General features: G+C 46.2%; 3 protein-coding genes. All 3 read right to left on the bottom strand.

The features are described from left to right. Positions 1-2: 2 nt before the first annotated feature. The 3 genes from SIO70_RS12150 to SIO70_RS12140 are packed head-to-tail and all read right to left on the bottom strand — an operon-like array spanning position 3 to position 14,131. Positions 3-1,010: a PorP/SprF family type IX secretion system membrane protein gene (locus SIO70_RS12150; protein WP_083720457.1), complete on the bottom strand. Its 1,008-nt coding sequence runs from the start codon at positions 1,008-1,010 to the stop codon at positions 3-5. Between the two features lie 17 nt (positions 1,011-1,027). Further along, on the bottom strand, positions 1,028-5,185 hold the full coding sequence (locus SIO70_RS12145) for a PKD domain-containing protein (protein ID WP_320581125.1): 4,158 nt from the start codon (positions 5,183-5,185) through the stop codon (positions 1,028-1,030). 21 nt (positions 5,186-5,206) lie between these two features. Beyond that, positions 5,207-14,131 (bottom strand): gliding motility-associated C-terminal domain-containing protein, encoded by an 8,925-nt coding sequence (locus SIO70_RS12140; RefSeq protein WP_320581124.1) that lies wholly within the window; start codon positions 14,129-14,131, stop codon positions 5,207-5,209. Positions 14,132-14,135 lie beyond the last annotated feature (4 nt).

Below are 14,135 nucleotides of genomic sequence, written 5' to 3'. Positions count from 1 at the left end.
TTTTAGAGACGTGGGCACACAAATTCTACTTCAGGTGTTTTAAAGAGTTTTCTGCCTATCCAGGTCAGCGAGAGTTCGAAGCTGTTGGAGCCTCTGGCTATCTTGCCCAGATCGGAATTGTTGATATCATAGCTAACGCCAAGGGTAAAGCCGCCATAGGTAAAGCCTGCATGAGGAGCAATGGCATCTTTGAAACGATAGTTCACGCCCAGCAGGAAATCAACAGTCGGTGTTACATACATCTGACCGTATGCGCCTATCATCTTTTCTTCTGCATTACCCTGATGGAGATATAATAAATTCGGTGTGATACTAAAGGTTTCATTGACCGCTATTTTCACACCGGCATGACCTGTAAAGCGCATAGGGAAACGTGCATCACCACTGGCACTAAACTGATCGGTAGGACGTGTAAGATGACTCACCCCGAAACCACCGAAGATGTTATACTTCTTACCTGGCTCTGCATCGTAATACAGTACACCAGCACCGGCATCGAAGGAGGTAGCAGATGTTCTGCCTAAGACCTCTGCACTTGGAGTGCCCGGGTTATAACCAGTCACTGGGTTCCACTGGTCACCAAAGGTGAGTTTGGAAGCATCAAAGCGGCGTTGGATCAAACCGGCCTGTATACCGAATACCAATCTGTGTGTTTGATTAGCACCCAGCTTTACACCAGTATAAGAGGCACTGGCATAACCGGTCGTATAGTTATATCCACCATCACCAGCGGATTGATTCAATACACTGACGCCAACATTGAATTGCTTATTGGTAGTAATGTCAGCGGCTACACCATAGGTAGCAAACGGACTGCTGATGTTTCCCCACTGGGTACGATAGATAGCCGACACACGGTAATCGCCGTCAAAAGCACCGGTCAGTGCGGGATTCAGCCAGGAGGGGTACACATAGTACTGGGAGAAATGCGGATCAGATTGCGCATTTGCCTTATCAGCCATTACAAACAATAGCGGGCAAAGCAGGATGAAGGTGATGATATTTTTCATTGCGAGTTAATATTTGCTTATTGAAGTATCGTAACGTACCCGGTGAGAGGTGCGAACCCGTTTTTCAGTTTGATGATGTAGTAGTAGGTCGCCAGTGGCAACAGCTTGCCATTCCACATACCATCCCATGGCGCATCGTAGCCGACGGAATAGTATACCCTTTGTCCATACCTGTTGAATACTTCGATGGTAGCACCTGGATAATCAGCGAGGTTGGAAATCACCCAGCGATCATTGATACCATCTCCGTTTGGAGAGAACGCATTCGGTATTTTCACAGGTTTCAGCACTTTTACTTTCATCTGGTCCTGTGCACCACAGCTACCTTTGCCGATAGCGGTGAGTGTGTACACCTGGTCTGCCATTGCTACCAGCCATGGGTTCAACACATTGGCAGACGAAAGCCCATCACCCGGTGACCAGCGAAATACCAGTTGGGTGCTATCGTTGGCCGTTGCATTAAATTGTATGAGGGTACCCTGTGGTACAACGAAGTCGTCGCCGGCATCGATCACGGGTTGCAGGTATACCACTACCTGGCTGCTTACAGGCGTAGATACACAGCCTGCGCCGTTAGTAACGGTGAGCTGTACGGTGTATTCACCTGGCGTGGTATATTCTTTCACCGGGTTACGGCTGGTAGAACTACTGCCATCACCAAAGGTCCAGCTCCATGTCGTGATGTTATCACTGGCATCTGTACTCTGATCAGTGAATATGCTTTCAGTACCCTGACAGAGTGTATCGGGTGATACGGAGAATTGTGCCACCGGTTGGGTAAAGAAGGCGCTTAACACTTTGTCTTTACTGCTGCTGCAACCATATTTAGTAGTAGCGGTCAGTGTCACCGTATAGCTGCCTGCCTGCTGGTAAACATGCGTTGGCGAAGCAGTCGTACTGGTGGCTGTGCCATCACCAAAGTTCCACTGATAGCTCATAGATGATTTATCAGGTGTGGAAGTGCTATTAGTGAATTCAGCAATCCCTTCCGGCATACAGATATGCTGTGGTAGTGCAAAGTCTGTAGTCGGATTAGGATGTACAGCTACTGTGTGGGTAGCGGTATCACTGACGCAACCATTGTCACTGACCGCTACCAGTTTCACAGTGTAGGTCTTCCAGACAGTGTATGTTTTGTTGAAGGTTGTATTATCAGTATGGCTCTCGCTGTTACCATCACCAAAGTTCCAGTTCCAGGAAGCGATGTTACCTGCTGAGATAGTGGATTGATCACTGATCACCACTGGCGCTCCCAGACATACATCTTCGGCCGTAAACGCAGCAGCTGGTTTTGGATTCACTTTGATAGTGGCAGAGATAGAGTCTATGCAACCACTGTTGGTAGTAAATACATACCAGATGGTGTGTGTGCCTGCACCTGCGGTCGTTGGATTGAATGCCCCGGCAGTACTTGTACCCGGACCTTTGTACACACCTGTGCCAGTTACACCATTGGTTACGGCAGCTTTTGCTACATCAATTGTTCCTTTCTGATTGACGCAGACAGAATCCAGCCTGGTGTAAGTGAGTTTTGGTTTCAGTTTAAAGACGGCAGTTACAGTCGTATCTTTCGTACAACCATTGGCTGTGGTCGCACTGTATTTGATTGTATAAGTACCAAATGAAGTGTATGTATGTTGTGGGTTTGCATCTGTGCTGGTGTTTGGATTGGCAGGAGTAGCCGCTGCATCACCAAAGTCCCAGGTATAGGAGCCCAGTGTTTGTGCATCAGGTACCGTGGTCGTACTGGTGAACTGTACGATGCCATCTACTGCCAGGCAGTTGTCAGGATAGGTAAAGGATGGAACTGGTTTGGCGTAAACAGTGACTGGTTTTGTTACCGTATCGCTCACACAGAGGTCGCTTACCTTTACAATATGCCTGATATTGTAAGTGCCGTATGTATCATAATGTTCAGTCTGCGCGGCGGCAGTCGGATTGTTATTGACAGTGCCATTGCCACCATCCCAGTACCAGCCTGCTATAGGTGCGCTACCAGCAAAGGACGACTGATCGGTAAGCGTTACATCACTGCCTTCACATACACTTTGTACACTGATATTGAAATCGGCAGTAGGTCTTGGATAGATGGTGATAGATGCAGTGCTATCAGCAATACAACCTTCTTCTGTAATTACACTCAGCTGTACACTTTGTGTACCTGGTGCAAAAGCATGTGTCACATGCTGACCACTATCTGATACAGGTCCGGCAAATGTCCATTTCCAGCGGTTGACATCGTATCCGTTTCCGCTTGTGTCTCCTGTAAAGTAGACGGAGTCTTTTGTACAACCGGTATGTGTATAAGAGAACTTCGCGGAAGGTTTTTTCTTTACTGTCACAGAGATCTTCACCTGTTCGGTGTGATCACATTTTTCAATCTCAGGATTGGTGTTTGTAATGGTAATATCGTAAGTGCCGGTATTACTGAACTGGTAAGTGCCCGGCAGGGTGTATTTGTAATAAGGTACGCCATTCACTATTTCCTGACCAGTGCTAACCGGATTAGTGACCACCACATCATTATTGGGAGTGATCGCACTACCCAGCTGACTTATTTGCCACACCATATTTGTAGGATGGTAAGCCAGTAATACAGACAGTTCTACAGGTGTATTGGTACAGGTAAAATCGTTTTTTACATTGGCAGTATCATATTGGTTATGGATCGTACCCACTGCATTCAGGTTATTGATCATGGTACCCGCATTGTACCCATAGCTTTCCACGGAGCCTAAACCATATGTTACAGCAGTAAAGGCAGAATCGCTGGAAACAAGACATTGAGCCTGAGCAGCTGACCACCGTTTAATGACTATAGAATAACCCGGAAGATTAGGATGTGCATAGGTATAATTCCACGCATTATTTAACCCGTCTATTTTCAATGATTGGGTACCTGCTGTAGGAATGATCAGGGTGAGGTAATTTGTGGTAATATTCTCCCTGGTATTGCGGTAGAAGCCAATATTTTTGATGGCCTGTTCTATCGGACTGAGGTACACCATTTCCGGGTCTCCATCGCCGGAGGTGTTTGGGCATGCCCCCTCAGAGGACATAAACTGCGCGACCATGACTGGTTTATCGGCTTCTATATAATCGGCCGTACCACTCGTAAAACGGTAATAACTATTCCCGGTCAGGCCGGTCAATACCACACCATTCCTCTTTACCACCGTAATGGGATCCTTCACCAATACTTTATAAATGTTGGTCATAAAAGAGGACGGACTGGCAGATGTGCTGGTGGGTGCCAGCAGATAACGCTTACCCCATGCCTGCGAAGGGAAAACCTGCTGCATGTTGTTGTCGCCACTGCCTCCGGTACCTATTGTACAACCAATGGCTGTACGGCTACTGCCGGAAAATACAGCAATAGGATAACAGGTATCACCCGGATTTGCAATAGAGCGCACTTTGGTTCCCGTTAATTCAACTCCTGAGCTGCCATTTGTACTGCCTACTACCTGGTAAATCTGTCCCTTATTCAAGGTCACCGTAAAAGGTACATTGGCCATGTTGCCGTTACGGGTCAGTGCTGAAGGTGTGATTTCCACTACCGTACTATCATGGCTCGCGATCACATACATCCAGGAGAAACAATCTGGCAGATAATTCTGCTCACTATTCAGCGATACATAATAATAACCCCAGGTATTCACAGGCAACAACGTAGTGGCGCCGGAAGATGCAGAACCAAATATGTGGCCATATGCAACAATAGGTACATTGCTCACGATATGAATGCCCTTGTACCTGAAGATACCTTCGCCACCTGTACCACCAAAACTGGGTGGCACTGAATACAAACGCGCATCGTAGGTTCCGCCTTTCGGTATAAAATCGGTCGCAATCACCGTATTGGCGGGTATAGAATAAGTACGACTCCAGCCAAGACTATCTACGGACACAGTGACTACAGCAGGTTGTTCAGCACTCAGGTACAATACCATCTCCTGTGAGTTGGTCCAACCGGGTTCCATAAACTCATGGTGCCCATAGGCTGTCCAGAACTCTGTTCCTTTATTGGAAAGGTTTTGTGCATGACCTGATAATACAATGATGAACAGCGAGACCAATGTGAGCCACAAGGAGCGCTGTATGCTGCGGCTGTTGCCCCCACCCGTAGGTGGAGAGCAATAGCAAGCAGTATAATTTAAAACAGGATACTTCATGGGATAACTATTTAATTAGGCTTACCTGATCAGGTTCACTGAACCTTTTCTATCTATCGCACTACCATCTATCAGTTTCAGTTTTACCACATAGATGTATACTCCTGAAGGCTGCGCCTTACTCTTGTAGAAACCATCCCAGCCTACAGACTGGTCATTTGATTCAAAGACCTTCTCACCCCACTGGTTGAACACCATAAAGTGTACTTCGCTGATAACGGCACCATATACTTTCAGCACATCATTCAAACCGTCACCATTTGGAGAGAACGCATTTGGTATATAGATACCATCAGTGAGTGTAACTGCTGATACAGGATCGGAGATCTTGTCTTCACAACCTTTTACTTTCACGATCAGCGTTACTTCCTGCACTGGTTTCAGGCCTGTAACTATATGTTCTGTACCCTGTGCACCAGATGAAGGTGTAGCCCAGGTATTACCACCATCGATACTTACCTCGTAACCAGTTGCACCAGGTATTGCATTCCATTTGAAACGGATGGTGTTTACACCGATGCTATCCACTTCTACTACAGGTACTGTCAACTGTGGCAAAACATTTACGGTGGCGGGTGTGCGTGAGGTGCTTACACAACCATTCTTCATTGCCTCTACATAGTAGATACCAGGCGTTGTTACCGGATTGATGGTAAATGTATTGCCGGTATCCAGCAGGGCCCCACCTGTTTTCGCATTGTACCAGCTATAGGTTACACCGGTTTCAGGATCTTTCACTGTGAAGGTCACAGATGAGTTGTAACATACTGTGAAGCTATCGGTCACGAGTTTCGCTGCAGTTGGTTCATTCGCTACTACTTCTTTTGTTGTATCACCGATACAACCTTCGGAAGTGATGATGTGCAGTTCTTCAACATAGGTACCTGCGGCAGGATACTGCCTGGTTACTTTTTGTGTAGAAGCTGTCGTACCATCTGCGAAATTCCATTTCCAGGTATTGATGGCTGCATTGTTTTCGGTGGTTACACTCCCTGTCAGCTCTGCGATATCAGCTACGCAACCGGAGTAATCCACACTATAATCCACTACTGGTTTCCTGATCACCTTGATGGTGAGAATCACCTCTGAAGTATTGTCACAGCTTTCGATCTCAGGATGCTGCATCTTCATTGGTATGTAGTAGGTACCTGGTGCAGTGAACATGTAATCACCTGTCAGGTCATATTTATAATAAGTCTTTCCATTTGCAACAATGCTATCCAGTGCTACAGGGTTTGTTTGGATCACATCGCCTGCAGGCAACAGGTTGCTTACCTGGCTCAGTTCCCATGTGATGGAGACTGGCTTGATCGGCAGCATAGCTGTGAAGTGGAATGGCGTACCGGCGCAGGTATAATCAGAACTGCTGCTGGAGCCATAGTTATTGTTAAAGGAGGTAGTGGCATTCAGATTTCTCACCAGTGTACCGGCATTGAAACCATAGCTTTCTACACTACCCATACCATAGGTGACTGCGGTGAAGGCAGAATCGCTGGTTACTATACACTGAGCAGAAGCAGCTGACCATCTTTTCACCACTACTGAATATCCTGGTTTATTAGGATGTGCATAAGTGTAGTCGAAGAGGTTACTGTTATCAATCAGGAGAGATGGTAAAGCACCTGTAGGGATAATCACGGTGAGGTAGTTGACATCTATCGCCTCCAATACATTGCGATACAAGCCTACCGCATTGATACCCTGTTCCAGCGGACTTATATAGAACATTTCAGGATCACCCATTGAACCGGTATTCGGACAAGCACCTTCTGATGCCATGTACTGTGCTACCATGATCGGTTGATTAGCTTCCAGGTAATCGGCGGTATTGCTCTGGTATTGATAGTAGCGTCCATTGATTAAACCTGTCAGCGGCACATTATTCAGTTTCACAACGGTAGCGGAGTCTTTCACCATTACACGGAAGATATTCGTAGAGAGTGTAGCAGGATCATCAGAACTGCTGGTAGGCGCTGTGAGATAATGCATACCCCATGCCTGTGACGGGAAGTTTTGCTGGATCGCATTATCACCTGAGCTACCGGTTGAGCCATCACAACCCAGGGATGTACGGCTATTGCCGGAGAAGACCGCTACCGGATAACATTTACCTGCTGAGTTGGTGATTGATCTAACCTTACTACCAGACAGGTCATATCCTTCTGATCCACTCATGATCGCACCCAGTACCTGGTACACCTGGCCTTTATTCAGTGTTACAGTGAATGGCACCTTCGCAGGTTTACCTGCCAGTGTAGGTACGGATGGTGTGATTTCAACTACTGTGTTATCATTGTCTGCGATAATATAGAACCAGGAATAAGAAGTAGAACTATAGTTCTGACGGGATGTGAGTGCATAATATTCATATCCGTAAGTTCCTACAGGCAACAGCATGGTTGCACCGGAAGAGGCAGAACTATATATGTGTGCATAGGCTACGATAGGCTCGTCACTTTCTATGCTGATACCTTGTTCATACAATCCTTCACCCAGCAGACGTGCATCGCTCAAACCTGATTTAGGGATGATATCTGATGCCAGTACTGAGTTGGCGGGTACTGTATATTCTTTCCTGTAACTGGTACCATGGATCTTCACTACTACATGTGCTGGTTGTTGTGCACTCAGGTACAACACCATGTTCTGCGAGTTATCCACATTCATGTAGTACTGGTGACCATAGCCTACCCAGAAACGGGTACCTCTGTTAGAACTATCCGGTAGTGCAGGGAAGCTTGGTACATCAGGTTCGCTGCCTTTCAGACCGGTATACCTGTCGAGGTATGATAACTGATTTTCAGAGATCGTCTTGAAGTCAGTATCGACCTTACTGCTATCATTCACCACCCAGGCGGAGTCATTGTTCGTTCTACCCAGGTGAATTGTTTTTTCATCTGTGAATGTACCCTGCCATGAAGGCACATAGTATTGTTTGAAATCAAAGTTGCTGTACTGTCCACTTGCATCTACATCGGTGTAGAAGTACATAAATTCCTGCGTTGGCGTCAGGTTTGGCGGCTTGATACCTGAGTAGCGTTTCAGCGTCAGGGATGTAGGCACAGCACCTGAAGCAGCCCAGGTAACTTTCGCTACAGTATCTGTACCGAACATGAATGTCTGGGTAATACCCGGAGATGGAGCAGCAGGTACAGGTGTTAACAACACGGGTTCTACAGCTGGCAGGAATTCATATGCACCCATGTCAGGTACACCTTCTGCCAGTGTTTGTGGGCGGTATGCACCATTTATATCATGTGCATTACCTCTTACCTGTACACCACGGCCATGAATCGCCCATACTTCCGGGTTATTCAGATCTGGCAGCAGGTTATTATTCCCTGCTTCGAATGCAGGTTTGTATACGATGGAGTGTACATCCTGATCAGCAGCTGTGACGAAATCATTCAGTGTCGTATAGTTCACACCGGTATTCGTGTTTCTGATCAGGTTCGTACCAGATGTATACAGTGTATTGTAATCACTGTTGTGATACCCCACACTGGTTGTATACATGGCATAACCGCCTCCTGTATGAGAGAAGATATTATTTCTGAAGAAGACATTACTATATCCGGCAGAAGCGTGACCCAGGTAAGCAGCGATATTGTTGGTAGCTGAAGTAGCGGCACTCTGAACAGTATTGTTATAGTACACACTATTTGCATCACTACTGCTATACAGGCCATAAGAACTGCTGCCTGATGTGGCGATGTTGATCACATTGTTTACGTTACTCACGTAAGTGGAATACTGGTGGCCCAGACCATACATGGTACCGGTATTGCCTGTTGTGGCAATCACCCTGTTTCCATCCATCTGCGCAGTATCCGCCTGCGATGCCTCACAACTATAGGTGTAGATACCATAGGTTGTGGTGCTTGCATTGTTGATGCTTACGATGTTATGGTTAGTTTTGAACGCACCGTCATCGGAGTAGTTATAGATACCGTAAGCTGTGCTGGCCAGCGGTGCAGTCAGGTTTACATTGTTACGGGTAATAACGATATGATCTACATAAGATGAATAGATACCATTTACATAGGCACCAGCTATAAAGTTGCTGTCAATCACGATGGACGTTGCCAATTCACTTGTACCTGTACCTGAGAAGTAAATACCACTGGCCCCATTCTGGATGGTATTACCGACGATGGCATTATTGTTTCCTTTAAAGCTGGTTGCATAGACACCTACCATATTCGTACTGTTCGAAGTTGTAGAAGGCATACTCAGGATGTTGGTGAGTAAGCTATCGTACGCTGTAGTACCAGCCAGTTCCACTACTCTTGCATAGGTGGAGCCAGTCGCTTTAATGGTAATGTTCTTATAAGTCACATAGCTGGCACTATCCAGTTTCAATACATAGTTCGCAGCCGAAGTTGGTGGGGTAGTCAGTGTAACTGATACAGGATCACCTGTCTGACTACGGAAAGTGACACGGCTGGTATCTGACGCACCTGGTATTTTACGCATACGGATCCGCTCAGTATAAGTGCCAGGCACTACATCGAAGATCACCCAACCGGCTATACCACATTCCAGTGCTGTCACAGCCTGTTGGAAGGAAGTGAAGTTACGGCTGCCTGTACCTGCAGGATTGATGGTGTACAATCCTTTTACCAGCGGAGCATTCATCGCCACTGTTGCGATTGTGGAGAAAGCGCTGTCGGTGCCACTACATACGATCTTACAGCGGAAGTAGTTGAGCATACCCAGCTCCATTTTGTACTGAGATACATAGAGCGTATCAGATACATTGATCCATGGGCCAGTAGCCGTATAAGAAGCCTGCCACTGATAAGTCATGCGGCCACCCGGTGTATTGTTTGTGAGATCGAGGGTGATCTGGGTACCCATACAGATATTGCTGTTTGGCGTTACTACCGCAGTACCCGGATTTAGCGGAGACACACATGGTACGATGTCTATTTCATAGGCACCGATATCAGGTGTGGTCGTGCTCCTTGTTTTTTGTACGATATCGTTGGTGATACCTAATGGGATACCTGTATTATCCAACGGATAGATCACCGGTGTCAGGTTGCCATTTGGCGCATCCGCATAAACAGGGTCTATACTGATGGTAGCTGCATCCTGACCGGTAGTGCTTCTCCAGTCTGCCAACGTAGCCTGGTTACTGTTACTGTAACCGATAAATTTATTGTTGCCACCACCAGCTACATAGTAGTCATTGTGGTCAGCGAAGAATTCTGTACCGGTCGATGACAGGTAAACTGCATACTTATAGTTGGCACCAGAGTTATTGATAGTAATAATGTTATTCTTGAAATTAATACCAGTGGTTGTACTGGACTGATAGTAGCCTCTTGAATAGTAAGAAGAGCTACCACCTGTATTATCCAGTGAAATTGTATTGTGGTAGTAATTGATATTTGGAGAATTGTAGTTGTAGAAACCATACTGGTATCCTGCACCGGTAGTTTTGTACATGATATTGTTAGCTACCAGTATAGGCGTACTTGAATTGGAAGACACACTACTGAAGTAAATACCATAGAAGTAATTGGTAGAAGTCGGTGAGCCGCCAAATGGATTGGTGAACCTGTTCTCCAGTACACTCAGGTTCGTGTTTTCACCGTAAGCATACAATCCATAGTAATAACTCACATTGGTACGGGTAGGTCGTTGTATGGTGTTGCCTTTCAACAGCGTACCAGAAGTATATTCCAGGTAAAGACCATAGTAGTAGAATTCCTGCAGAATATTGTTCCTGATAATTGTTCCATACACAGGATCACTGCTGCCACCTACAATTGTCACGCTATACAAACCACCTGTCACGGTATTGCTGTCAATCACATTGCCTGTACAACGGGTAGCACCAGTAGTAGCCGGATCAGAGTCAGAAGCATTGATCACGACACCGGCGTAGTTTGAATTATAACCATCCGTAGTATTCGTAATGATGTTACTATGTCTTACCACATTGCTATCAGCATGATCGATGAATTGTACACCATACCCGTAGGTACCTGTACCGGTTGCATCGATGTTCAGACTATCGAAAATGATATGGTCTGTGTGCTTCAGTTTTATAACTGCGCGCTCATCGGTGGTATTGGAGCTATAGTGGATCGTGTTGCCATTACCCAGGAAGGTGATGGTATTGATGGCAGAAGTACCTCTTACAGAGTCGAGCGAGAACTGTTCTTCATAAGGTGTACGACCTGCTACAACATTGAATACTACAGGGCCTGTAATACCACATTCCAGCGCGGTTTTCACAGCTGCAAAGCTGGTATAGTTGGTAGCGCTGGCTGGTGAATTCTTATCCACCGTATAGGTATTTGGTGGCAATGCAGGGTTCACAGTCAGCAAAACGGGTGTGGAATAAGCGGTATTACCACTACAGGTCACTGCTGTACGATAGTACAGGGTGGCGGTAGACACAATCACCGTATCAGGATAATTGATAGGCGTACCTAGGTTTGTCCATGGTCCTGCAGCAGTAGTCGAGTACTGCCACTGGTAGGTTTGTGTTAAACCATTGCTATTGCCGTTCAGGCCTAAACCTACATTCGTACCCACACATACCGGATTCTTGTTTACAGTCGATGTACCAGGCACTGGTGGTGCAGTACATGGATCCGGTGTAAATTCATAGGCACCCATATCCGGTGTAGATGTACTACGGGTAGTGCTGTTGATATCTGCTGCGATACCTACTGGGAAGCCTCTGTCATTTACTGTCTGACTGCTTGGGGCATAATTACCATTCGTACTGTCCTTATAGATAGGATTCGCTGCCAGTGAATTGGCATCCTGTGTTGTAGCAGTTTGCCAGTCGGTCAAAGTAGCCCTGTTAGCGGAATAATAACCGGTGTAAGCATTGGCAACTGTCGCCGCCAGGTAGATATTGTTATAATTGGATACGATATCGCTTGATGTGGTACCAAAGTAAATACCATGCTTGATATTCTGTCCACCACGATTGATGGTGATCATGTTGTCCCTCAGGTAAACACCTGCTGCCTGGGAAGTCTGGTAGAACCCTCTTGTTACATAAGAGCTACCTGGTGTAGCAGATCCATCCAGTGAGAGGGTATTATGATAATAGAATATATTGTCTGAAGAACTGTTGTAAAATCCATAAACAGAACCACTACCTGTGAGGTTGTAGATCAGGTTATTGCTCACCACGTTCTCCAGGGTATTCAGCGCATCTACGCTGGTAAAGTAAATACCGTAGAAGGTACTGGTACTGGTGGGGTTACCACCAAATGGGTTAGTAATCCTGTTTGCATTGATGTTTAATTTCGTACTCAGGTTCGTCACATAGATACCATAGAAATTATCCACAGAAGTACGTGAAGGACGGCTGATCGTATTCTTCTCAAATGTGAGGTTGTAAGCTCCATAGATATACATACCATAATAGTAGAAATCCAGGAACTTGTTGTTGATCACCTTATTGCTGGCATTTGAGGCCGTCGAGCTGGCTACCAGCGTCATGCTATAGTAACCACCCGTCACGGTATTATTGCTAAAAGTATTGTTGTCACAGCTGGTGGAGCCTGATCCGGTAGCGGATGTAGCAGATGCACTTACGACGATACCTGCAAAATCTGATGAGGTAGAAGTCGTATTAACAAGGATCTTACAATTATTGATGGTATTGTAATCTGCATCATTCAGCAATTGTACACCAAAGCCATATTGGCCGGAAGAACTGCCTTTGGCCTGAATGACCAGGTCATTGAAGGTGATATAATCTGCACCATTCAGTTTGATCACTGCTCTTTCTGCACTCGTTGTACTGAGGTAAGCGATCGTATCATTGTTGCCATTGAAGGTAACTGTATTCGTTGCTGAAGCACCCGGAACCGGTGTCATAATCAGCTGCTCATTGTATGCAGAAGCCGAATTGGCCACTACATTAAATACCACTGCACCGTCAATACCGCACTTGATATAATTGTATGCGTCATTGAAGGAAGCAAAGTTGCCTGCACCTGTTGGCAACGCTTTATTGATAGTGAAAGTACCATGTACTAACGATGGACTAGTGACCTGTACGCTCGTAGAGTTCGCCGCATTACTGCTGGCAGTACAGGTAACCACGCAGCGGTAATATGAAGACACAGTCTGCGTGGTAGTAAGTGATGACAATGTATCATTGGGAATGTTTGTCCATGTGCTATTGTCAGTAGAGGATTGCCACTGGTATTTCAGACCGGAAGCAACCGTCACACCACTGAGTGAAAGTGTAAAGCTTTCATTCAGACATACTGCTGAAGCACTGCTGGCTGCAGTACCGGCTGTGGGAGTACCGGTACATGCAGCGGCAGGAGTCCAGTTGAAAATAATGTCAGGACGGGTCGTCGATGCTGAGTTCACCTGTGAGGTGCCACAAAGACTGGTGCCCGCATCCTGGTAATATGTATGGGATCCATTGAACGCAAGACCTGTCGTGTAAGGGAATACGGGGTTATGTGTATAGGAAGCTGCGCCTCCACATACCTCTACCAGGATATTGTCCGTACCATTCCAGAAGAAACCTGAAGGAATGGTGAAAGAGTTCAATCCCACCACCGGCATATAGTTCAGTGGTCCGTAAAAGTTATTACCTACTGGTTCATAATATGAGTCAGACAATGAACTCACCGTAGTGCCGACTATTTTAATAGCATAGTTCTCGGCACCGTCCACATCGCTTCCTACAGATGTGGCGTTGAATTTCAAGGCATTGATCATACCAGGGCCCATGCCTTTGGCAGTCAATTCAGAGGCTCGATAAAGATATTGGGCCCGGGTAGCTTGATACCAGTCTTGTATAGGACATGGATAAGATGTCGTAGAGTTACTACCGTTGCCCAGACCGATGGTAATATCAGTCTGTGCACGCAGGCCAATGGCCGGCAGCAACAACAATAACAGGTATAAGACAGCCCCGAGGCGTACAGAAACAGGCTTGGTTCTCATATGG

Source organism: Chitinophaga sancti (assembly GCF_034087045.1).
Lineage (GTDB): Bacteria > Bacteroidota > Bacteroidia > Chitinophagales > Chitinophagaceae > Chitinophaga > Chitinophaga sancti_B.
This window is presented reverse-complemented; position numbering and strand designations above follow the sequence as displayed.

Excerpts from the sequence above, each read along its gene's own strand:
- SIO70_RS12150 (WP_083720457.1), bottom strand. The coding sequence starts at position 1,010 with ATGAAAAATATCATCACCTTCATCCTGCTTTGCCCGCTATTGTTTGTA.
- SIO70_RS12145 (WP_320581125.1), bottom strand. The coding sequence starts at position 5,185 with ATGAAGTATCCTGTTTTAAATTATACTGCTTGCTATTGCTCTCCACCT.
- SIO70_RS12140 (WP_320581124.1), bottom strand. The coding sequence starts at position 14,131 with ATGAGAACCAAGCCTGTTTCTGTACGCCTCGGGGCTGTCTTATACCTG.